At 50.4% G+C, this 20,945-nt stretch carries 37 protein-coding genes; 3 read left to right on the forward strand and 34 right to left on the reverse strand.

The genetic code is table 11. The features are described 5' to 3' along the window. Window position 1 precedes the first annotated feature (1 nt). A complete protein-coding gene (locus tag PR725_RS20275) occupies window positions 2-589 on the forward strand; it encodes a hypothetical protein (protein WP_272570263.1) in 588 nt (195 codons plus the stop codon). Between the two features lie 46 nt (window positions 590-635). Here PR725_RS20275 and PR725_RS20280 read toward each other — a convergent pair whose 3' ends face one another. Genes PR725_RS20280 through PR725_RS20290 form a run of 3 tightly spaced genes read right to left on the reverse strand, consistent with a single transcriptional unit; the run spans window position 636 to window position 2,300 of the window. Further along, complete coding sequence (locus PR725_RS20280; RefSeq protein WP_272570266.1) at window positions 636-965, reverse strand: hypothetical protein; 330 nt, start codon at window positions 963-965, stop codon at window positions 636-638. Beyond that, on the reverse strand, window positions 962-1,735 hold the full coding sequence (locus tag PR725_RS20285; protein ID WP_272570268.1) for a hypothetical protein: 774 nt from the start codon (window positions 1,733-1,735) through the stop codon (window positions 962-964). The genes PR725_RS20280 and PR725_RS20285 overlap by 4 nt, the downstream gene beginning before the upstream one ends. Continuing rightward, window positions 1,722-2,300, reverse strand: a complete 579-nt coding sequence (locus PR725_RS20290) for a hypothetical protein (protein WP_272570270.1) — start codon at window positions 2,298-2,300, stop codon at window positions 1,722-1,724. Before PR725_RS20290 ends, PR725_RS20285 begins: the two co-directional genes overlap by 14 nt. 176 nt (window positions 2,301-2,476) lie before the next feature. Here PR725_RS20290 and PR725_RS20295 point away from each other — a divergent pair, with 176 nt between their 5' ends. Further along, window positions 2,477-3,235, forward strand: a complete 759-nt coding sequence (locus PR725_RS20295; protein WP_272570272.1) for an aminoglycoside adenylyltransferase domain-containing protein — start codon at window positions 2,477-2,479, stop codon at window positions 3,233-3,235. Between the two features lie 25 nt (window positions 3,236-3,260). Here the strand turns inward: PR725_RS20295 and PR725_RS20300 are convergent, their stop codons facing one another. The 30 genes from PR725_RS20300 to PR725_RS20445 form a co-directional block, all read right to left on the reverse strand. After that, window positions 3,261-3,773 (reverse strand): hypothetical protein, encoded by a 513-nt coding sequence (locus tag PR725_RS20300; RefSeq protein ID WP_272570274.1) that lies wholly within the window; start codon window positions 3,771-3,773, stop codon window positions 3,261-3,263. Next, window positions 3,770-4,147, reverse strand: a complete 378-nt coding sequence (locus tag PR725_RS20305) for a hypothetical protein (RefSeq protein ID WP_272570276.1) — start codon at window positions 4,145-4,147, stop codon at window positions 3,770-3,772. Before PR725_RS20305 ends, PR725_RS20300 begins: the two co-directional genes overlap by 4 nt. A 15-nt stretch (window positions 4,148-4,162) precedes the next feature. Then, on the reverse strand, window positions 4,163-5,068 hold the full coding sequence (locus tag PR725_RS20310) for a DNA cytosine methyltransferase (RefSeq protein WP_272570278.1): 906 nt from the start codon (window positions 5,066-5,068) through the stop codon (window positions 4,163-4,165). Between the two features lie 42 nt (window positions 5,069-5,110). Beyond that, window positions 5,111-5,329 (reverse strand): hypothetical protein, encoded by a 219-nt coding sequence (locus tag PR725_RS20315; RefSeq protein ID WP_272570280.1) that lies wholly within the window; start codon window positions 5,327-5,329, stop codon window positions 5,111-5,113. Window positions 5,330-5,339: 10 nt separating this feature from the next. Next, window positions 5,340-5,744 (reverse strand): hypothetical protein, encoded by a 405-nt coding sequence (locus tag PR725_RS20320; protein WP_272570282.1) that lies wholly within the window; start codon window positions 5,742-5,744, stop codon window positions 5,340-5,342. A gap of 13 nt (window positions 5,745-5,757) precedes the next feature. After that, entirely contained in the window at window positions 5,758-6,087 is a 330-nt protein-coding gene (locus PR725_RS20325; RefSeq protein ID WP_272570284.1) for a glutaredoxin domain-containing protein, read from the reverse strand. Window positions 6,088-6,372: 285 nt separating this feature from the next. Further along, window positions 6,373-6,684 (reverse strand): hypothetical protein, encoded by a 312-nt coding sequence (locus PR725_RS20330; RefSeq protein ID WP_272570286.1) that lies wholly within the window; start codon window positions 6,682-6,684, stop codon window positions 6,373-6,375. A 56-nt stretch (window positions 6,685-6,740) separates the two neighbouring features. Next, on the reverse strand, window positions 6,741-7,067 hold the full coding sequence (locus PR725_RS20335; RefSeq protein ID WP_272570288.1) for a hypothetical protein: 327 nt from the start codon (window positions 7,065-7,067) through the stop codon (window positions 6,741-6,743). 125 nt (window positions 7,068-7,192) lie between these two features. Further along, window positions 7,193-7,873: a hypothetical protein gene (locus PR725_RS20340; RefSeq protein ID WP_272570290.1), complete on the reverse strand. Its 681-nt coding sequence runs from the start codon at window positions 7,871-7,873 to the stop codon at window positions 7,193-7,195. Window positions 7,874-7,914: 41 nt separating this feature from the next. Next, a complete protein-coding gene (gene dinG / locus PR725_RS20345) occupies window positions 7,915-9,975 on the reverse strand; it encodes an ATP-dependent DNA helicase DinG (RefSeq protein WP_272570293.1) in 2,061 nt (686 codons plus the stop codon). Window positions 9,976-10,081: 106 nt separating this feature from the next. Then, window positions 10,082-10,390 carry a hypothetical protein gene (locus PR725_RS20350; RefSeq protein WP_272570294.1) on the reverse strand — a complete coding sequence of 103 codons (309 nt, stop codon included), beginning with the start codon at window positions 10,388-10,390 and terminating at the stop codon, window positions 10,082-10,084. A 17-nt stretch (window positions 10,391-10,407) separates the two neighbouring features. Beyond that, window positions 10,408-10,686, reverse strand: a complete 279-nt coding sequence (locus PR725_RS20355; RefSeq protein WP_272570295.1) for a hypothetical protein — start codon at window positions 10,684-10,686, stop codon at window positions 10,408-10,410. A 360-nt stretch (window positions 10,687-11,046) separates the two neighbouring features. Further along, on the reverse strand, window positions 11,047-11,322 hold the full coding sequence (locus tag PR725_RS20360) for a hypothetical protein (protein ID WP_272570296.1): 276 nt from the start codon (window positions 11,320-11,322) through the stop codon (window positions 11,047-11,049). Between the two features lie 55 nt (window positions 11,323-11,377). After that, window positions 11,378-11,722, reverse strand: coding sequence for a hypothetical protein (locus PR725_RS20365; protein ID WP_272570297.1), 345 nt, complete (start codon window positions 11,720-11,722; stop codon window positions 11,378-11,380). 106 nt (window positions 11,723-11,828) lie between these two features. After that, window positions 11,829-12,089, reverse strand: coding sequence for a hypothetical protein (locus tag PR725_RS20370; protein WP_272570298.1), 261 nt, complete (start codon window positions 12,087-12,089; stop codon window positions 11,829-11,831). Window positions 12,090-12,119: 30 nt separating this feature from the next. Next, window positions 12,120-12,356 (reverse strand): hypothetical protein, encoded by a 237-nt coding sequence (locus PR725_RS20375; protein ID WP_272570299.1) that lies wholly within the window; start codon window positions 12,354-12,356, stop codon window positions 12,120-12,122. Continuing rightward, window positions 12,353-12,622, reverse strand: coding sequence for a hypothetical protein (locus PR725_RS20380; RefSeq protein ID WP_272570300.1), 270 nt, complete (start codon window positions 12,620-12,622; stop codon window positions 12,353-12,355). Before PR725_RS20380 ends, PR725_RS20375 begins: the two co-directional genes overlap by 4 nt. Window positions 12,623-12,932: 310 nt before the next feature. After that, entirely contained in the window at window positions 12,933-13,373 is a 441-nt protein-coding gene (locus tag PR725_RS20385; protein WP_272570301.1) for a hypothetical protein, read from the reverse strand. Between the two features lie 199 nt (window positions 13,374-13,572). After that, the gene (locus PR725_RS20390; protein WP_272570303.1) at window positions 13,573-13,776 is read right to left on the reverse strand and encodes a hypothetical protein; all 204 of its coding nucleotides are present in this window, start codon (window positions 13,774-13,776) and stop codon (window positions 13,573-13,575) included. 9 nt (window positions 13,777-13,785) lie between these two features. Beyond that, window positions 13,786-14,124: a hypothetical protein gene (locus PR725_RS20395; protein ID WP_272570305.1), complete on the reverse strand. Its 339-nt coding sequence runs from the start codon at window positions 14,122-14,124 to the stop codon at window positions 13,786-13,788. Between the two features lie 43 nt (window positions 14,125-14,167). Continuing rightward, window positions 14,168-14,395: a hypothetical protein gene (locus PR725_RS20400; RefSeq protein WP_272570308.1), complete on the reverse strand. Its 228-nt coding sequence runs from the start codon at window positions 14,393-14,395 to the stop codon at window positions 14,168-14,170. Between the two features lie 23 nt (window positions 14,396-14,418). Then, a complete protein-coding gene (locus PR725_RS20405) occupies window positions 14,419-14,652 on the reverse strand; it encodes a hypothetical protein (protein WP_272570310.1) in 234 nt (77 codons plus the stop codon). Between the two features lie 168 nt (window positions 14,653-14,820). Then, a complete protein-coding gene (locus PR725_RS20410) occupies window positions 14,821-15,339 on the reverse strand; it encodes a hypothetical protein (protein ID WP_272570312.1) in 519 nt (172 codons plus the stop codon). A gap of 172 nt (window positions 15,340-15,511) precedes the next feature. Beyond that, window positions 15,512-15,820, reverse strand: a complete 309-nt coding sequence (locus PR725_RS20415) for a hypothetical protein (protein WP_272570313.1) — start codon at window positions 15,818-15,820, stop codon at window positions 15,512-15,514. A 67-nt stretch (window positions 15,821-15,887) separates the two neighbouring features. Then, complete coding sequence (locus tag PR725_RS20420) at window positions 15,888-16,442, reverse strand: HD family hydrolase (protein WP_272570366.1); 555 nt, start codon at window positions 16,440-16,442, stop codon at window positions 15,888-15,890. Window positions 16,443-16,527: 85 nt separating this feature from the next. Continuing rightward, a complete protein-coding gene (locus PR725_RS20425) occupies window positions 16,528-17,073 on the reverse strand; it encodes a hypothetical protein (RefSeq protein WP_272570314.1) in 546 nt (181 codons plus the stop codon). A 10-nt stretch (window positions 17,074-17,083) separates the two neighbouring features. Further along, window positions 17,084-17,791, reverse strand: a complete 708-nt coding sequence (locus PR725_RS20430) for a hypothetical protein (RefSeq protein ID WP_272570315.1) — start codon at window positions 17,789-17,791, stop codon at window positions 17,084-17,086. 279 nt (window positions 17,792-18,070) lie between these two features. Then, window positions 18,071-18,328 (reverse strand): class I ribonucleotide reductase maintenance protein YfaE, encoded by a 258-nt coding sequence (gene yfaE / locus PR725_RS20435; RefSeq protein WP_272570316.1) that lies wholly within the window; start codon window positions 18,326-18,328, stop codon window positions 18,071-18,073. A 680-nt stretch (window positions 18,329-19,008) separates the two neighbouring features. Then, a complete protein-coding gene (locus tag PR725_RS20440; RefSeq protein WP_272570317.1) occupies window positions 19,009-19,602 on the reverse strand; it encodes a hypothetical protein in 594 nt (197 codons plus the stop codon). An 87-nt stretch (window positions 19,603-19,689) separates the two neighbouring features. After that, complete coding sequence (locus tag PR725_RS20445; RefSeq protein ID WP_272570318.1) at window positions 19,690-19,893, reverse strand: hypothetical protein; 204 nt, start codon at window positions 19,891-19,893, stop codon at window positions 19,690-19,692. 172 nt (window positions 19,894-20,065) lie between these two features. Between PR725_RS20445 and PR725_RS20450 the strand changes: the two genes are divergently transcribed. Further along, the gene (locus tag PR725_RS20450; RefSeq protein ID WP_272570319.1) at window positions 20,066-20,332 is read left to right on the forward strand and encodes a hypothetical protein; all 267 of its coding nucleotides are present in this window, start codon (window positions 20,066-20,068) and stop codon (window positions 20,330-20,332) included. Between the two features lie 116 nt (window positions 20,333-20,448). On the opposite strand, the gene PR725_RS20455 is transcribed toward PR725_RS20450, so the two are convergent. Then, window positions 20,449-20,937 (reverse strand): hypothetical protein, encoded by a 489-nt coding sequence (locus PR725_RS20455; protein ID WP_272570320.1) that lies wholly within the window; start codon window positions 20,935-20,937, stop codon window positions 20,449-20,451. Window positions 20,938-20,945 lie beyond the last annotated feature (8 nt).

Raw genomic sequence — 20,945 nt, forward strand, 5'->3', positions numbered from 1 at the left:
AATGTTGATGGAAGAAATATTGAAAACGTCAACTTTTTCAGAAGCTCAAAACATAAGATTTGACCTTGGTGGCGAAACCTATTCATTAAACGTAGTAACTAATCACGATAATTCTCAAACGGAAGATTCTCAAACTGCATTAGGTAGAACCCCATCAGTTTCAAAAGAAAATCGAAAATTTCTTAGAGAGAATCCTTACACAGCATCTGATATCAGGCTTCAAACAGATTTAGCAGCAATTCAATTTCTTAGCTCAATGGGTATTCATAAATTTTCGCCTGGGCAGGAAAGCAACCCTGATCGTGAGTTTACACCAGAGTATATGAATTCAATTGAGTGCTTTATGGAATGCAATATTCTACATAATTACATGAAATGTATAGCAATATATATACTGGATAGCATAAGAGATGGCAGGTTGCCGGGGAAAAATGATGGGCACGATATAGGTCATATGGCTTATAGTGATGATGTCGATTTATTTGTTTCTGATGATAAGATATATCAGCGTTTACCACATGAATATTTCCCTTTAGAGTTCCTTAAATTAGATGAATTTTTAACTAGGCACTATTCTTCTTCACAATAAAAATGAGGGGCTTTCGCCCCTTCTGTTATTTCTGTCTGCCAATTGATTATTGCTGCGAGCCTTCTGCTTTCAGTTCGGTGATCACCTGCTCGGCCAATACCGCCGCAGAGCGCGCCTGGTTAATCAGCGCTGTGCTCATGCTGTCGTCCACCAGCTGATTAGCCCGCTGGTACATGCGAGCAACAAAGCTCTCCAACCCGGCGATTTCAGCCCCAGCCAGCAAAGGCGCAACGCCGTCAGCCAGCTGGTTAAGCGCATCGTTCATACCGGCCACAAAGCCTTCGCAGTAGTCGTCGCTTTTGCCAGTACGGTCGCGCACGCAGTCCATGTCATCGCCGTCCAATAACTTGCGCAGCTTTGCCTTCAGGTCGCTCATTGGCCGCTCCCTACACGTTCCGCCAGCACCAGGAGCCGACGACCAACAGCTTTGACCACTTCCTGACTGCTTTCACGCGTCATTTCCTGCGCCATTTCACCGGCATGGTTTGCGGCAGCGACGGTGGCATCCTTCTTGATTTTCCGCAGGCCGCGTTCAATCGCCGGGTAGTCAGTATTGTGCAGAGCGTCGTTGGCGATCATGGCCGCAGTACCGGCCGCGCCTTTGTCCGTCACGTCGATATGTTCAAGAATGGCAGCATGAGCGTCTTTCAGCATTGTGCCTTCAGCCATCAGCTGTTCCACTTCACACGCCGGGACGTAACCTTTCGTCGGGCTGTTTTCCAGCGCAGGCATCAGTGCGTAGTCACAGATCTGTTTGATATGGCTACCGACGCTGTCCTCTGACCCCACTTCGCGCAGATCGGTCTGGGTGGCACGTTGCACGACGATACCCCAGACTACCTGGTCGGTTTCATCAGACCAGCCATCACTGGCATCGCCCCGATAGTAGTCGATATGCTCTTCAGCGGCTTGCCGGGCTTTGTCGGCGCTGTCGTGCTCTTCGTAACCGCCGTCGGTGCTGTAGGAGAAGAACTCCAAACCGTCGGTCACGCGCTTGAGCTCTTCCACCAGCTGGATGTTCTCTGCGCGCATCTGCTCGCCTTCAGTCAGTTTGCGCGCCAGATAATTGACCAGCGTTTCGTTGACCCGCATATCGCGCGGGATGCACTTGCCGTCCAGCAGGCCTTGGATCTCAATTGCTGTCATCTTTCTTCTCCTGATATACCAGTTTGCCAGACAAAATGGCGTCGCGGATGGTGTTGAACTCCTTCGCCCAATACTGCGAATCGACGAAGATTTCCAACTTGGTGTAGTCGTGCTTTTTGCGTTGAATGAAGGCGTCCGCTGCTTCGCGGGTGAAGTGTGCGTTGACGTATTCCCACTCCCAGACGTAGCCAGTTACGGTATGATCCGGTAACTCGCCTAGCACATCCCATTGTTGATCGACGCGGATAGCCAGAAAATCAGCCCGGTACTCGGTCTGGCATTTTTGGTTGAGCTCTTCCCGCTCTTCTGAATCCAGGTCATCCCAGTATTCCTGCGGGCTAAACCATTTGGCGTCATCCACGGCCACCAGCCAGTCTTCGATGTAGTCCATATCCAGACCGGTGATCAGGCGTTTCTTTTGAACGACAAATAACGGGTCTGCGGTGCAGTGCTCATCAACACCTTTGCCGACACAGTGATATTTCAGGCGGGACACAAAATCAGCCCAGGTTTCTGCGTTCAATGGCGCACCGGTCGCGAGCGACGGTTTCAGTTCAGTAGTCATTGTTTCGTTTTTCCTGTGGTTCGGTACAACATGTGATGTACAAACCCAGTATCCCTTAATCCTAACTGCTAACGAAATCGTCATGTCTCAGGCTAATTATTTTCAGCGCATATCCAAAGATACTGTCTTATAATGAGAAAATAGGTTAACAAAACAAATACCAAAGGATAACTATCGTGGATGAGTCATTTCAAATCGAACACACCCTCGGAATTTTGAAGTCATTTTTTCAGGGTAATTTAAAGGGAATCTACTTGCACGGGTCGTCAGTTCTCAATGGCAGAAAACCTACTAGCGATATTGATTTTTTGGTGCTCATCGAAGAGCCAATGACCGATTATGAAAGGCGGACTCTTATCTCTCAACTCATGCCCCTTTCAGGTCGATACCCTCATGATGATTTAGGTCGCCCCCCCTTGGAGGTAGCGGTTTTTCTTTGCTCTGATCTGAAGGATCTGAACTACCCTGCCAGATGTGAATTTATTTACGGGGAATGGTTGAGAAAGGATTTTGAAGAAGACATTTTTTATCCAGCGGATAGCAACCCTGAATATACGTTGATGCTGGCCCAGGCTAAGCATTACTCAAAGCCTTGTAACAATTTAAATTTTCCATTACCAACCGTTGACCAAGAACAAATACGACAAGCAATTCTGGATTGCCTACCACAGCTAACCGATTCATTGAATGGGGATGAGCGCAATGTTTTATTAACAATGGCACGCATGTGGTTTACGATGCAAAGTGGGCATTTTATTTCAAAAGATGAGGCCGCAGATTGGATATTAGGTCAAGTACCATATGAGTACACAGAAGTGATAAAAGCGGCTAGAGATTCTTACCTTAATGGAAATCAAGTTGACTGGGCAAGCTATCAAGAAATTTTGCCTCACCTCGTGGCATTCCTTACGACAAAGATTCAAAGCATTAAATAGAAAGGGGCTTTCGCCCCAGTCATTTTCAACAAACCCCGAAGTGCCGGGCGTGCTCCCCCGGCAATGTATATTGCTTCAGTGGCGCGATGAACTCAGCCAGTAGCGGCTCCCTCCCCCAAACGCTGAACAGCGTTGTAAACGAGATCGTTTCATATTTAAAGAACATGCCTTCTGCCAGATCGAGAGCACGGGCACGGGCTTCAGGAGGTAGCGCTTGCCCAGCAAGCTTCTCCAGATAACCCACCAGATCTGAAGGGACCAGTTTCAGCGACGATGTAGGTGGCTCATTCAACAGATGGGTGATGATTTTGAGCCAATCGTCATTGTTAACGATGACGATTGGAATGTTGCCAGGCCGGAAATACTCAACGGATACCGCCCCGCCGTCATAGGCTTTAACCGTTGCACAATCAGATAAGACTGGCCTGTTTTTGCCTATCACATAGTACCCCTGGTGATCACTGTGGGTGCAGGTATGAATTATCCGCAGTCCGGCTTCCAGTATCTGCTCGCTGGTGGTTTTAGCTGATTGCGTCATTGGTGCATATCCTTTTTTTCCTGCCGACGGTACAGCGCTGTAAGAATGAACACAATCAGCGCGGCCATAATGAGTGGGTTTTTAAAAGGTGGTTCAAAGGGGCCTAAACCGATCACAATCGGCCCGCCAATGGCACACGCCACCAGCGAAATCCAATAGATGGCTTCAGGGAAATTCACTTTGTAAGAAGGCCTGGAAAAAATCAGCACATGAGAAACCAGTGCAATCGCGACCCCCATCCACAATGAATTGAAATCCAACGCGTCCAAAAGGCAGGATATACCAGCACCACACAGGGCGTATGCCAACGCGACATACTGAACCAGCATGACAAGTTCTCGACGGTCAGCTTTCTGCTCTTCCGTTAATTTCATTGCTTTCTCCAGGGATTAATGGGTGACGGAAAACTTATCGCATACCTGCGCCATGTAGCGGATCATCTCAGTGCCCACCCATTCACCGACGTAGGTGCTTACACCGTTCCCGATCTGCTTATACGCAGAGGTGTCGCACACCGGGAATTCAAACCAGTCCGGCACACCCTGCAAACGTGCATATTCACGTACCGAATACGGACGCGCACCCAGAGGGAAACGCTTATCGACAACCAATCGTGTCGATTTGTCCTTTGCGTAGTGGGCAACGCAGGTCGGTGCAATATCGCCCTTGGCCGGGTCGCTAATGATAGGCATATCACGATACCCGCCACGTAGACGCGTCTCTACCGACTTAGGGATACGAACGTCCGGGTTATCCTCTAAAATCGCACTGAGAGGGATTGGGCGCGTATTTTCCGGCGGACGGATATCAAACGGGCGTCGTGTGCCGATGATGATCAGGCGGTGCCGACGCTGCGGTACCCACAGCTCAGATTTCACGGGGCAGAATACCTGAATGAAATAGCCCGCCAGCTTGGTCATGGCTTCCATAACGACTGGAAAGGCCTGCATACCCGGCACGTTCTCAATGACGTAGAACTCAGGCCGGGCAATAGCCAGGTGACGTAGCGCGTGCAGGAAAAGTTCATCCCCTGTTCGCGTACCGTGGATGTCGCCGATCGTGGAATACTTCGTGCAGGGATAGGTAAACGACATGCCGTGGCAACTATCCTGCTCCAGCACCATTTCCTGCGTTATATCGCAGTGCTTGATATGGTCGCCCAGGTTGTGGCGATAGGTCTTAACGGCATCTTCGTCCAGCTCGAAAGACTGGGCGATCTGAATACCGGCATTCTTCAGGCCGATATCCATCAGCCCGGCACCGCAAAAATAACTGTTCATCAGAACGGGTGACATTCGACATTCCTTTAAGATGGTCGATGAATTTTATGGCTTTGCTCAGCCAGTGAAATATTCAGCGAAGTTAATCCAAATAATGCTCGCCACTGTGCTGATCAACACAATCCCGGTGATTATGTCGAGGCCGATTGAATCCGCCTGACTACCACGCGGCAGAATACATAAGACGAGCGAACACACGATCAGGAAAACGGTCAGCATCATGCTAAACAACGACGCCCCACCCTCGTTTGAAAACAAAAGCTCGTAAACAGTCATGGCTTTTCTCTCAGTGATTGTTCTTACGTTCAGCGGCATACAGACGAGCCAGAATGCCACTCAGCGCGCCATCCAGTACCTTGTAATACGATTCGGTGCCCCCCATGTCGTCACGCATATCCAGCAGCGCTTCCAGCTCGGCATCGTCGATCGGCTGCACGGCATTGCTGGTGGCTGACAATACTTCACCCGCATCAACAGGAACCCCGGCTTTAAATAGCGCGTCGATAGCGTCCTGGCGGTACATCACTGGGCGGCCAGACGGTGGTGTCCAATTGATAGGCTCCAGCTTCACCTTCGTTTCAACGTTTGCGGCTTGCAGCGCTTGAGCCAGCTCGGCCAACAGGACAACGTCAGCCCCGCTTGGTGGTTGCAGCCCTAAGGCTGGTGGAATTGCGACGGTTTGGTAGCTCACAGCCTTCCCCTTCTTACTGCGCTTCGCCTGGAGCCGAGAACAATTCAGGCTCACGCATTTCAATGATGGCGCGCAACCGGGTATAACCAGAGATTGCATCACCTTCAGGTTTGCCGTCGATCAGCGCTTTGATACAGTCGGGGCGATAGCCAGACCAGGACACCGCTTCACCGGCATCAGGCTCCACCAGCACGACCGGCGCAGACTTGAAGCCCATGTTGCGGAACAGCTCGCGATGAATTTCGATGCTGCCTTCTACGAACTCAACACCGTTTGCAGCCAGGCGATCTTTGGTCATACGGCAAGGCTGGCAATTTGGCAGACTGAAGATAATGACTTTCATGGTGACCTCTGTTGTCGGTTTGTTTACCTGCAACCAGTATCCCCTGCCCCCAACGGCTGACGAAGCATTTGACGTAAAAAAAAGCACCTCGAAAGATGCTTTTTGTTTGGTATTTTGAAGCGCCAGATCGGCATGACGTTTTGGCGAATATCATAGGAAGCGTCAATACCCTCGCTTAGCTTTTCTGGCGTAGAACAGCGCAGCCATAGCGGCGAAACCGTCCTTACGCAACTCCAGGTATACCGCCAGCTCGTAATTTTTCATTGCCCCTCCCCTGCTGTCTGTTTACTGATAGTTTGAAAGGGGCTGACCGATCATCCCAGTGACTTTCAATAGCTCACCAGCGGTAACCGTGCGCAGCATTTCTGAGCGCCCGAACTTAACGTAATCCTCACGGGACATCGTTTTGTAATCCGGATGCGGCCTATCGTTGCAAAGCTGCCAATTCTGGTCAGCGCTATCGCGGCGCAACACGAAGACATCAACAGACATATGCAGGCCAGCGCCGAACATCGCGGTAGCAACGATTTTTGCCTGTGACCCATCTTTGCGCTGGATCAGTTGTTCTGCTTTGGTGACCAGTTCTTGTTCTTGCATAGTTCGTTCCTCAGCTGGTGGATTGCCAAAGCAGGGGTTATCCCCTGCTCTATTGGTTATGGACGGTCTTCCAGTGCCAGGACTTGTTTGTCAATTGCCTGAAGCTGGGCAGCGAAACGCTTTTCGATTTCGTTACGCAGTGCCTTATAGGCCAGCAATTTGGTTGAATACAATGGCTGTCCGCCATAGAACTCGGTTGGGTTACCGGCTGCGCCGTGCGACTTAGGTTTTGACCACGCAGGGTAAATTGCGATGGTTTCACCCTTGAACGAACCGACCTTGGACGCGTCATAGGTGAAGCCAGTGGTTTTACCTGAAGTCGGGACGGCGATATCAGGCTGAACCAAATCAGTAGCACGCAGAGCAGAAAGAAGAGTTTTCATGGTGATCCCTTTATGTTGGTTGTTTTGTTTACCTGCAATCAGTATCACCCCACTCCGCCCGCTGACGAATAGTAAAAACAAAAAAAAGCACCAAAAGGTGCTTTCTAAACATGATGGGATTTGCCTTACAACGAGAGCTCGTTAATCCTGCCTTCCGGTCGTTTACCCAGGGTCGTCATTTCACCGAATTCTAAGAGGCCGCAAATCTCTTCCCCGATTTGAGCCACCAGCACGCGCCAGCGACCGGTACCATTCTCACCCCAACGCGCAACGCCCGCAGCGTCTAACTCTTCTTCTGTAGCGAAGAACTGCGCGCCTTCCAGTTTATCGACGGCGATCAGTAACTGGCTATCTACCGTGAAGCAGATACCGTGCTGGTTCATGAAGAACAAACGGCGCTGCGCATCACGGGTTGAGATAATGGTTTCACCGTTCAGTAGCGGGGTAGCTGACGTGGTCTTTACGCTAATTATTCGTCCGGCTTTCTCCAGGCCGCCGATCAGGATACCCACGGCATTGGTCAAATCACTGTAAGGCGGTAAGCCCACCAGCTTTTGGAAGGCCATGCGCTCATCATGCGTTTTCAGTTCCGCAGTACGGGTGTGAATTTTTCCATCATCGGGATCAGCTGCGCCCTGCTCTGAAAGGATTTTCTGCAACATCAGGTTGCCTGCTGTGCCAGGGTCATTCCACAGCGTATCACCCTTCAGTAAATTTTCGACAAACAGATTGCTGGTGGCAAAAGGCGCTGGCACTTTGCCAACGAACTGAAATACCACTGTGATGACGCTTTCGTATTTTTCCATGTCACACCCATTTATTCGTTTTGTTTACCGACATGATACCACTATCTGATCACCCGGCGAAACGGCGGAAGCGAGTCCAGAATGTTCTGGCCGTAACGCGTATTCTTGATGCGAGAGTCCAGTATCGTCACTGCGCCGGTATCGGTCTCAGTTCGGATGAGTCGCCCCACTGCCTGGATAAGTTTGATGCATGCCTGAGGTACGGTAATTTCGTCAAAGGTGTTACGCCCTGCTTTCTCCATCCATTCGGTCATTGTCTGGCTAACCGGGTCGCTTGGTACGCTGAAAGGCAGCTTGGCAATAATCACGTTATCGCAGTAGTCCCCTGGTAAGTCAACGCCCTCACTGAAGGAGGCCATACCGAAAATGATGCTCGGCTCACCGCGATCGATACGCAGTTTGTGGCGGGAAACAATTTCTGATTTCGGCATCGTGGTCTGCATCAGGATGTGCTCTTTGACTCCCTCCGGCATTCCCTCACACACCGCAGTCATTTGCTTGCGAGATGAGAAGAGCACCAGGCACCCTTTACGGCGCAACATCAGCTTGGGCATCAACGCGATCAGCTCATCGGTATGCGCCTCGACATTCTTCGGTGTACTGCGCATCCGAGGCACGAACAAGACACCGTTGTTCTCGTAGTCGAACGGACTTTTCGCCAGCAAGGTCGGCGTGTCCATTTTCAAACCCGCTTCATTCAGGTAGGCATTGAAGTTGCCCATCGTCCGCAGTGTCGCTGAAGTGATGATCACCCCGTAAGCTTCTTTCCACAGCTCTCTATTCAAGTGCTCACCCGCATGCACTGGGCTGCTATGAATAATGACTTCGGATTTGTTGTCACGCTTGATGTTAACCCAGCGCGCCACCGGTACGGTTAACTCCCCTTTTCTGTTCGGGGCAGCAAATCGGCTCATCGCGTCCACCAAGTTCTCTACCCGGTTCTTCAAATCACCGATCGCCATTTTGTGACGGGCATTATCCTCAGCGACAATTTTATCGCCCGCCTCATCAATGATGATTGTCATTTTCTCAATAAAACTCTGCATTTGTTTTGCCAGGTACAGGCCATTTTTAAATAGAGCGCGCACATCATTGGGAACGTCACCTTCAGGGAAACGATACATATCAATATTGCCGTGGTCGTTCCGGAAATTCAGGGAAGATAAAAGGGTGCCGCGAACTGACATCAGCTCGGTAGCTGTATCCGATGCCAGCGCCACCAGCTTGTAAACGTGGTCATTCATCTTCTCGCCGTAAGGGGTCTGCATGTCCATGACCATGTCACTGACCTCACCCAGCCAGCGTGCCGTATTATCTAACGAGGCATTTGCGGCAAAGTGCTCAATTGCTTTGCTGGTCAAGTGATGGCCTTCGTCGAAAACGTAGATGGTTTCATTTGGTGGAGGCAGGATAATACCCCCCCCCAAAGACAGATCGCTCAAAACGATATCGTGGTTAGCTATCACCACATCGACTTCTTCCAGTCGGCTGCGTGCGGCAAAGAAAGGGCAGTTTTTGTAATGCGGGCATTTAATCTTTGGGCACTGGCTGGCGACCGCGTTAACTTTGTTCCAAGACTTGTCAGTCAGCTCCAGTGGGTAGGTATCACGCTCACCGTTCCACTCACCGCTGGCGAATTCGTTACCCAGGCTCGTCATGTCGTCGCGAACGTAGCCATAGGCATTATGCTCAGCATCAACGTGCGCATCGTAGCGTAGACGGCAGAAGTAGCGGCCACGACCTTTCGCCATTGCGTAGGAAAACTTAAGCCCGCCTTGGCTTTGGATTTCCGGCAGGTCTTTCACGACTACCTGCTCTTGAAGCGCTACGGTCGCAGTAGACAGAACGAGGGTCTTGCCCTTCTCCATCGCCAGCGGGATCAGCGGCAAGCAGTAGCCCAACGTTTTACCCGTGCCGGTACCAGCCTCAACCACACCGACGACGGGCTTGTCGTTGTCTTCAGGAATGTTGGTAATGATGGATGAGCAAAAGCGGATCATGTCCTGCTGACCGGCACGCGGCTTCAGCCCCTTCGATTCCAGGAAGTTGCTGTATGCTTTTGCCGTTTTTTCCTCGGCGGTCAATTTGGTTTCGCTGCTCATCGTGGTATCCCATAGATTTATTATTTACTGATTTAATTTTACCGCACCACCAGCGCTGACAAAGTGACATCCAAAAATAAACCGCCACGCAGGCGGTTCAGTTCGTTCAACTCTCAAACCAGAGAGAGGCAAGATAGGCGCACCCGGCAATCTTTCGTTCGTGTCTCGGGTCGAAGCTTTTCAGGATAACCACGATATGCGCCAGCGCCCATTTCAGTTCGACACCTTCCTTGGCTGCTGGTGGGCATTCAAGCCCGTGGTAAAACCAACGCTCAATGAAAGCGACCCAGGGATTTTTTCCCTGTTTGAATTCGTCAGGAATGAGATCCCACTTTGGAAGGAATTTTTCAATGTCCTGCGGCCCAAAGGCGAGCATAACCTGAGTGATGTTTTCGTTCGGCGTCCACGTCTTCATGATTTTCTTTTCCAGAGTCAGGATTTGGTTTTGAAGGCATCGGCAATCAACGTGATCACCGCACGCAACTGAGTTTCATCGACGATGGTAGTCGGAAGGGCGTTCAGGCATTTCTGAGGCAGGTAGATGTTCCCGAAGAACACCAGCTGATCATTCACTGCCTGGTAACTACAAATCCACTCCCAGTCGTTACCGGCTTCCCAGACACACAGCAACTCAGTGCCATCGTTGTCTACTGTGGTGAGTTCCAATCCGCGACGCTTGGCAAAGTTTTGAGTCGTCTTTGAGATCTGCATGATTGATTCCGTGTGGTTGTTATTGATTGACTATAGTATCCACCAGCCCTAACAGCTGACGAAGCACAAGGGGAGTGTTTTTCAGAAATTTGTCCCGCAGAGAAAATAGGCTTGTAAGCCCCATTCTAAAGGGATTCTTTGGTAAATTTTCAGGCTGAAAATCCCATATTTCAGGGGGGTATGGAAAGTAGGGCGTATTAGAGTGGGAGCACCGTAAAGCAAGGCAAGGGAGGATGTATTTTTATGCAGTTGTCCCGCAAGAAAAATAGGGGTTAGTCAATTGTTTTTAAAGATTATTTTAGAAAATTTTCAGGCTGAAAATCCCCAATTTTCAGCCCGTATTGTGGTGTGGTGAATCTATTACTTGTTTAGCTGGGCAATTTCAGCCTTTGTCGCGAGACGCTGACTACCAAACAGCCCTTTGATAAGAATGGGCTTCTCTTTTTTCCATCCCTTGATGGAGTTCAAGCCAAACAGCTTCGGCTTGTTGTGATTCCAGCTTGCTACAACACTGGTCTCATTGACCTCGACTATCTGGACAGGGTGAACGGAAACGGTAGGGATATTGGTGCTACCCAGTTTGTGGCGAGTGATAGACCATACGGTATCGCCCACCTTCAGTTCGCTAATGACCATTGCCAAGTTCCCGGTAGATGAAATGAAGCCGCCCGCAGGCGGCTGGTGGAAGATGTTAGGAGTTGACCCAGCTGGTGGTCTGCTCCAGCGCGAATTTAACGATGTCACATTGGTAAACGAGTCCCTCGTTTGCATCGTTCGCGATCTTAGCGCCGATAACTTCAGCCACTTCGTAATACCAGATGCCCGGCCCTTCTTTGCAGGTGAAGGTCTCATCGCATTCCTCAACGATGTCGATAGCCAGTTCACGGATCCAATCGGCACATTCGATTTCACCGCCACCAGCAACGTTGAAGTCGATACGTTCCTGCGCGGTATCGTCCTTCTCGATGAGAGGGACGCGGGTTTCGTTGAAGCTGCTGAAGATGAACATCGCGACCAGAGTTGGATTCAGAGACATGGTATATCCTCGTTTGTGTTATCAGTTGTTGGACTTCCAGTATCCACCAGCACCGACCGGTGACGAAGGCAAAAGGGCGAAAAAAAACATATTTATTGCCGATTCGTTACTTGAGGGTAACCGCAGTTCCGATATACAGCACACCGCCATTAAGTAGTGGTGTTGCCTTGACTCCGTACACGGCATTCGCTTCGCCATTTGACGCCTCGGATGCAGCCGAGCTTAAATCATCCAATGCGATACGGGCTTGCCTTGACGGTATCACTCCCCGCCTATTGGCTTCAAAATTAGCGATGACTTGCACCATCCCATGAATTTTTTCTATGACATAGATATTGGGGATGAGATCGGTTGTAAGTATCAGCATTGCTTTCCCTCACGCGACTTGTTTAATTCGCTACGCTGCTGGTGGAACCTCTTTAACGACCAAGATCTCAACCTCAGCGCCCTGTTCCCTTTGCGTTAACTCGACGCAGCGCAGAGCCGCAGATTTAGCAGAGCACCACGAATGCGCAAACCAGTCGCGCTCTTCAGTTCGGCAGGCAACAGCATGGGTTGCCTTCCACGTCAGTTCAGCTTCTTGCACTTTGCCATTGGGCAGTGTGCAGTAAAACTTGCGCAGCCCCTTTTTCATTTGTCACCGGCCTGCTGGGCAATACCCAGAGTTGCGATCGCTTTGCGAATATGGTCAAAGCCAGCACCAGTATTCACGTCATAGCCTTCGACTACCGCAGACAGCACCTGCACCTGCTCAGTCGGAGTAAGGGCGCGTTCCAGGGAAAGGTCAGAAGCAATATCCGAGACGTTTTCAAGCGTCAGTGTATCGATGGCAATCATCTGGCCTTCTTTGAAATTGCTCATCAGAAAATTAATCAGGTATTCACGAGTACCGAAATTCATCTTGCATCCTCAGGGTAGGAAAATCAGCCCCCGTTTCCGGAGGCGAAAGAGTTAGTCTCGACGGCAACGCTTCTGCCGGATTTTAAAAGCTTCTTCAGCAAGGGAAAAAGCAACGTGTGCCACATCACCTTGGGTCGCTCCGCTGGGACGGTTTCTGTCCCAAAGCGTAGATGCCACGCCAGTAAGTGCGCTCGCCAGTAGCGAATCGAAAACAGCCTGTTCCTCGTCAGAGGTGATGATTATCTCAGATCCCATTATTTCCTCGTTATTGGTATAGGGAAGGGTAAAGACCGCCGGAGCGGCCAGTCAGTTATGCAGCAAGAAACGTGATCTCATACGAACTCAATTTGTCATCACGCTCCATACCTTCAGTCAGGGCAACGATTTCTTGCCACAGAGCCTTAGTCTTCTCGGCAGCACCTTCAGCCATGCCATCGACCTTGAGGTAGCGCTCGGGGTGGGTCACATTCAATCTGCGCTTCACAGGATCCCAGTCACTGTAATGGCTGATTTGAATGCTGATGTCCGCCAACTTCTCCGGCGCGGTGCGCTTCAGGTTCAGGATGGCTTCGAAGGTAAGCACGATACGGTCATTGTGGTCTTCCGTGTCGAACCAAACGCAGTAACGAGGATAGTGACGTACAGCGCGACCGCTGCGACCCCAGTTAACGGTATGCTCACGGATAGACAGAAGGGTCTTTTTGTGGGTGGTAACGCCAGCAAGACGGAGCAGGTCGGATAAAGTGTGCATCGCATTTCCTCGTGTTATTTGTTTTGTTTACTGAGTAAATTCTCACACGAGGCCGACCGCCGACGAAGCGAATACAGGGGGATAATGCCAGTTATTTTGAAATCCTGACTACCGCTCTCAAAATCATAACCACCAGCAACAAAGCCCCGCTCGACAGAATTCGGGCAGGGCAGGATAAGAGATGCCTGAGAGATAACGATTAACCGAGAGAGGTCACCAACACCCCGCTTTCGCGAGCATGACTCAGCAGCGCATTATGCCGCGCTTGAATATCCTGCAACTCAGCCACTTCACCATTAGTGATCAGCCAGCCATTGGTGCCTGGGGTGCTGTATTGCACCATACGCTTTCCACCCGCCTGGGTATAAAGATGCGCGCGCACTTCTACGCCCTGAGGAAACATGCCCACCCCCTAACTCCGCTCAAGAAGAAATTTAGACGCCTCATCGTTACTGCTCAGCTTAACGATGTTGTGCTCCACCCATTTGAAGGCACCGTTACTGCATTGGACAGGAACCCTGACGAGCAGAGAACCATCAGCACCAACAGTATACTCGTAACCGGCCTCGGCAATTGCCAAGCGGTAGGTGGATGCCACCAGCATTAACAGCGCATCAAAGACACCAGAGGCAAGTGCTTTCTTGGCCGCGTTAATACGCGCGTCAGTTCCGGCATTGGGTTCGATTTGCTGAATACGCTTTGCATCTTCAAGCAGCATTGCGATCAGTTGCTTCAGTTCGTTCTCGCTCATTGCGACATATCCAAGTAATGGCACCTTAATCGGTGCGGGTCAGTTATTCGGGCTTGAAGTCCGAAGGGACGACAACGCGGAAGAAGTCGAAATCCTGCACAGTCGCTTTGCGCATGTCATCCGATGGGGAGATCAGCTGCGGCTCCATCGACAGGCAGGCACCCAATTGCGGCTTGCTTGCCAGAACACCCAAGATGTTTGGTTGCTCAGGGAAGGTATAACCAAAGGTGTGGCCGTTCTTGACCCAATACGTCCCGTTGATAGCGTTCATGACTTTATCCTTTCGCTGGTGGATCAGTGGGTCAGATAGTGGTTGATAGCACGCTCAACGAACAAGACCGGCAGACCGCACCCTTGTGCCAGGCGCAGGGTATTGGTGCGAACCAGCTCACGCTCATACCCGAAGCTGCTGCTGTAGTGATACCACAGCGTGCGACCCTTCTTGAACAGGTCAGATTCGTTTGCGATACGCATGAATTGGGCCGGAGCCTGATTCGGACGTTTTGTGATTTGATTAGTGGTGCTCATGGCATTGACCTCGATTAATATTATTCGTTTTGTTTACTGCTCTTGAAAACAGTATCACCCACGGTTAACCGCTGACGAAGCGAATCAAAGAAAAAAAGATATTTTTTTGAGAGGGGAGGGCGGAACAGAATGGGGGGGGGAGATCCCCCCCGCAGTTAAGAAGTCGTATTACCGTTCGGAAATGCTGGTGGCATTTTGCATGCCGGAGAGTTTCACCCAGGCCATAACCTGATCTTTGTCCAGTTGACCATTCAGCGTGATGTATGCCGGGGCAGAAACCACCAGCGGCTCACCAACTGAGAAATGGACGTTAATATCAATGCGTGCTGACCACGGTAAAGCGAACCAGAACACGGCATCGAATGGGGAATGGATAGTGATGCCATGAATCAGCTTCACTTCCCAACAAACGCCATAGTTGTCACGAATACCGCGATAGAGATTGCCGCGATCGCAAGCCCAGTCATCGCCGTTCTCGTCACGCCAGATTATCAGTTTGTCATCTGCGGCCTTAACGTTGGCCCCATACCGGGATAGCAGATTCAGGACAGCAGCCGGATCGGTGGCGACGATACTCTCGACCACATCGCGTGAATCACCATTCACACGCGTTACCGTCACAGCGTCACTTTCACCAAACCAGACTTGATGACCACTTTCCGCCAGGCGGGCAATGAGATTTAGCATTGTTACTCCATGTGTTAATTATTTTTGTATGAATAGTTAACCATGACCTCAACAGCTGACGAAGCCAAAAGGGCGACAAAATTTGGGGCCAATGCTATGTAGAGGATTTTTGGACAGGGTAACGGCAAACCTCATCATGATTGAGAGGTTCCGTTATACATCGCAGGGGCAGTTAATTTTTACAGTTGAGGTCTTTTACACGCCAAAGTTCAATAGGTGTTTTGTTTAACTCAAGAACAACCGTGCAACGCTGATCACCCACCATAGCTTCATAGGTTACCGCATCACCTGATACCGTTCCTTCCGAAACCAAAATCATCTTGGTTGCCAAAAAATCGAATACAGTTTTACGGGCGATTTGCTCGTTTTGTTCGTTAAGTCGTAGCTTGGGCTTCTCACTTGCGAGAGTGGGTGAAGGGGATTGCGCCAAGGCTGGTAGTGTAAAGCAAAATAACAGTGCTAAAGAGAGTGCTCTCATCACGAGTATTTCCATTTTTGATATTGTGAGCCGAATTATAGCGTAGAGAAATAATTCGGCTCCTTGTTTTTTAGCCCCGATACAGCAATTCAAATCGCTGAAGGAATGCAAGGCGAGCCTCCTTCGCCGGGAGAAGACGCAAACCCATAATGTCCGCTGGTGGATACTTGTCGGGGTCTGGCAATGCCTGGGCGCTATGACGACCAAACATTCCCATCTCACTGGCGAGCATCCGCAGATCGGCCACTTTCACATCTGGGGACTCCACCAGCGGCAAACCGTATTTCTCACGGATAGCGCGATCGACGCGGCTTTCAATTTCCCGGTAATCAGGTAACCGGGCTTTAAGTGGGCTGCTCACGTCACCGCAATACGCTTCACTCGCATCGTGCATTAACGCTTCGAACGCAAGATGCGGCTCAACTAAATGACTGACCAGTACGCAGTGTTGCGCCACGCTGTAATGCTGATCCAAATGACCAGTGAATCGGCAAATATTGGACAGCGCCGTTGCAATATCTTCGATGTCGATCGCTTTAGGGTCGATATCTTGGAAGGAAAAGCGTTTCCCGCTGTGAGTCAGTATCCAGTCCGGGACGGAGCCTTGCTTTTCCGGTATGTGCATGGTTGCCAAAAGCTGCGCCACCAGCGATCGCTCCAATACAGTCAGATTACCCGACGTGTCGGCCTGAAGAGCCTTGAGTTGCTCTTTAGTGTATTGCTGCTGTGTCATCTTCTCTCCGATTTTGTTTGCGCTTGTCGCGCGCTGATTTTAACGCCAGCTTGTAACTGGCCTTGGCTGCTTTACGGGTAGAGCACCACTCACCTTCCACGTCACGGGTAAGGCTCAGGTAGTAATCACAACGAGTTTCCCGGTACATCCGGTACTCAGTTTTACCACCCTCGGTGCGGGTCTCAATTTCCGGTAAACGATTACCGATCAGGAATTCGCCGAAGCTATCGCAATAATCCCCATCCAAATACCGCAAGTAGTTATTGTTGCGTTTAACCTTCGGGGGAGGTGGCAACATCGCCAAGGCGACTGCTTTACCGGCCTCGGTAACAGTGAACACCGTACCGCCACCCACCCAGGAAGGAGCTGGTTGGCTGGTGGCAAAGCCCGCACCCACCAGCAGATCCCAACATTCCTCATCGCGACCACTGGCGAGAAAGTAGTTTCGGTTGCTGGTTCGGTTGTTCTCATGGATACCCAAGGCGTGCTGCATAAGTTCAGCTTGCTGTTGCGTTACTTGCATTTCAATTCCCTCAGAGGTCATCCCAGAACAGATACACGATCCCACTGAACGGTAGCGAGATAATCCCGACCTGCAAACTTCCAAACCAACCATATGGCGTTACCAGATAAGCAAGTAACGACTCGGTCACCAAGCAGAGCGCCGGAGCCAACACGAAGGACAACCCACGCTTTGACTTCATCACCGCGACTGAAATGGCTGGTGGGGTGATCAGCACGAAGCAACCGAACAGTGAACCCACCCAAGGTAATTGAGACCCGATGAGTGCAGCGGAAAAAATAGCCACCAGCAAAAACCAAACACGCCAATCTTCACGGAAGGCGCACACGTACCGCCCCCACTTATTCATGATTGGGAGCCTTCTGTTTTTTTGCCAGGCCGCTATTTCGTTTTGGGAATCAGGATCCATATCGCAAACCTGCAATGTGATTAGCTCCTCTGGCAAGGCACCAAGATAAACATGGTAGCGAGCACGTCGCTGGGAGCGGATGGCAGAGCGTGCATACACCAATAAACTACTGCCGACCACGGAAAAGGAAATTGCCGGGAATGAGGTCATAGGCATAGGAGAACTACCATCGTTAATCCACACCGCCATTTTCACCACCAGCACAGCGATAGCCAACAGAACGAAGGGGCGCATGATTGGACTGATTGAGGCGAAACGTTCATCCCAAAATGGAAGGAGAACTTTTTGAGCTGGATCGTAAAGTGCCATTATTGTGGCTCCGGTTGTTAATATTGAAACCAAGCTAACATGGGGTTTTTGGGTGACGAATAGCAAACAGGGGAGGAAAGTGCCTTTTTTCTGGGGGGAGAAACGAAGCCAAATTCACGGTCGGGATACCGGATACAAAAACGCCACCGTTGCTGGTGGCGCTTAATCATATCAGGTATGGATAGACTGGATGACTAGGGAGGACGTCTTAATCATACCAGGTATGGATAACGAGCAATGTAAGGCGTCGAATCGACACTGAGCATAAAACGAAACCGATCAGACATCCAGCTTTACATTGCCTTTGGGGCGACAACAACAAGGTAACACCTCGCCGGGATTAACAAAAGCCAAAGGCCGCGCAAGATATTCAACTTCACCATCAAGCAGCCGAACCCGGCAAGAACCGCAGTAACCTTCACGGCACTGATACTCAACCGCTATTCCCGCAGACTCCAATCGCTCCAACATAGTGCCATTATCGCTGGTGGCCGCTAACCGCTTACCGCTCTTTACTGCATAAATACACCCAGGCATTTAACCACCTTCAGATCCAATCAAAACCAAGAGCCTCCAAAAACGCCTAAAACGGCCTCAGAGACGTTTTAATGACCTCACTGCAAACGTATGCCGATTTAAGTGCAAAAATCGCCCTGTGGCGCTCTGGACGATTATGAGAGGGGATCTCGATCCTCTTCCGATCCTATTAACAACTCACGACACTAAGCGACAGCTCGACCCACTGCGTCAATAAACCGCCGCTCCCCTACACTGAAGAGGAATGTATCCAGCGCCTTTCGACCCGCAGACTCCGCCCCCTCCAACGCCGTTGCCAGGAAATCGATCGGGCAAACCATCCGGCCCGAGGCCTTATGAGTAACCACTAAGTGCTGATCTGCCATAGACCGGGTTACCAGAAACTCAACCGACTCTCCATGAACTACCCGGCTGAATGATGCTTCAATCGATACGTTCGTATAACCGTTTGCTGTCTTGACCTTACCCACAGTTTCCATGCACTTCTCCTATGTCGCGTTCTTGTCTGAGGACAATCCTACCACCAGCACTTCCCCGACAAAGTCGTGACACAACTTGCCAGCGATGCTCTCGGCCAACCCCTCACTGGATAACAACAAGTTCTTTTCCAGTTCACGGTTATCAAAATAAAAAAAAACCGCCCAATCGAAGGCGGTTTCATTTCCAGCATAGCGCTCGCGTTATTCAGCAGCCGGTGGTGTCAGCGAAAAACGACCGATCCGGGTATAACGGCCCAGGTAAAACCCGACGAGCGAACTCAGCACCACGCATATCGCTCCAGTAAAACCGATCGGCTCATGCAACACATGCTGCTGAATGTTCATGACCAACCACATACAACCGGCATAAAACAAAAAGCCAGGTACAGATACCAAACGCTGCTCTCCGTTCGTCAATGGATGGAGCCAACCATAGGTGGCACAACCAAACAAAACGAAACAGATAAACAGGCTCGGAAATGCTCCATCCGCCAGCGCATTCATACCCGCTACAACCAAAAACAGCAATGAGACGTTAAACCAGTAAAGCGATCCCGGTGCTGGGATAGAACTGCCAAACATGCCTGGCTCGCTCGGTGCCCTCATCGTTTCGTTACTCACACTTACCCCCTCTTTTTTGGAATTTGGATTCATGATCAGCCGTCCCGATCGCAATACGCCTAAGCCATCCCCCACGGATAACAAAAACGATAGTCTTGATGTCAAACCACCCACGCGATAAATCCACAACAAAACATTGGATGACGTTTTATCCAACCTCAGCAGATTACCCACCTGTCTCTTTCCGCCTCACCCAGGCAGCGCTACGTGAGATCTGATAGACCAACGGCATGAAAGGCAACCCACAGTAACGTAGATGCATTAGCTCGACCCACCTTGAATTACCAACCTCCCGCAAACACCGATAAATTGGTAACGCAAGATTGCATCAGGTAAAGCAATACGCAGAATATGGCAGGGGTAATATTCAGACAAAGGTTTTCCACCTCGTTTTGCGCCCGTTTTTGGGACGGTCTCAAAACCAAATCCGTAAACACCCCCAGAGAAAAAGACGCCGAAAACCACCAACACCCCCAGAGGAAAAAACCTCAAAATCCAAACACCCCCGGAGGAAATCCACTCCAAAAATCCAAAAAGCACTCACACCCCTCAACAACCCCCGGAGGAAAGTCTTTCGAGGCATCCTGCTAATCTAATCTTCATACTGAACCCACCATCCGCGACCCGCGAAGTGTTCTTGCTCTACATCGTCAATATTCCCACCCATATCATTGCCCTCAATCTCGGAGATAAAACAAAGCAACATATCCGTATCGCATTCTCACTTTGTTTACCCGCTTCAATTCCACATCGAGAACAAAACAAAAATAAAATCGCGCCTATTCGTTTCGTTTACATACCCACCTTTCCCGATCGCAAACAGTCACCGCAAAAAAACAAACCCGGTCATCCCGAATTCATTCCTGATACCGTTGTGCCCGATGAAAGCCCGAGGGTCGCCTAAAGGCTCACTAACTGATCGCCTGAAGGCTCACTGAACAGAGGGAGATGTGGCTAAGTTTGGGTGCAAAAAAACCGGGACGGTGCCCGGTTTAAGATGTGCTATGGCGATGCGTTAAATCAGCTTAGAGCGGCAAGCTCATAGATTGGTGCGCTCATGTTAAGAGACCAGCGCGAGACTTTGTACTCAGCATCAACCTGATAACTGACCAGGAACATGTAGATCCCGAAGCACAAACGTGAAGGCTCTGTGAAGCCCAGCATGCATTTCGATTCACGCGCCCCGAACAGCGCCATCACTTTCAATAGGACATCCTGATCCCACTCATCAGCATGAGGGATATAGACCAGAGTGTTGCGCTGCAAACCCTTCGCAAAGACTTCCAGTGACGACAGATCACTATCGGCCTTAGCCAGCACCTTCACGGCCGCGACTTTTTTGTGATCCGCCATTGCCGCTACCGTTTCGAGAGTGCCGTCCAAAATTTCACGAGTCGCCTTAATCCCCCAAAGCAACTCTTCGTGTTTAGTACCCAGATTGCGGGCGAAGTTTGCGCAGACTTCACCAATTGCAATTGTTGCGTTCTTGTTAACGGTTTCGTGAGACATTCTCAACA

The organism is Providencia sp. PROV255 (genome assembly GCF_028478065.1).
Classification (GTDB): Bacteria; Pseudomonadota; Gammaproteobacteria; order Enterobacterales; family Enterobacteriaceae; genus Providencia; species Providencia rettgeri.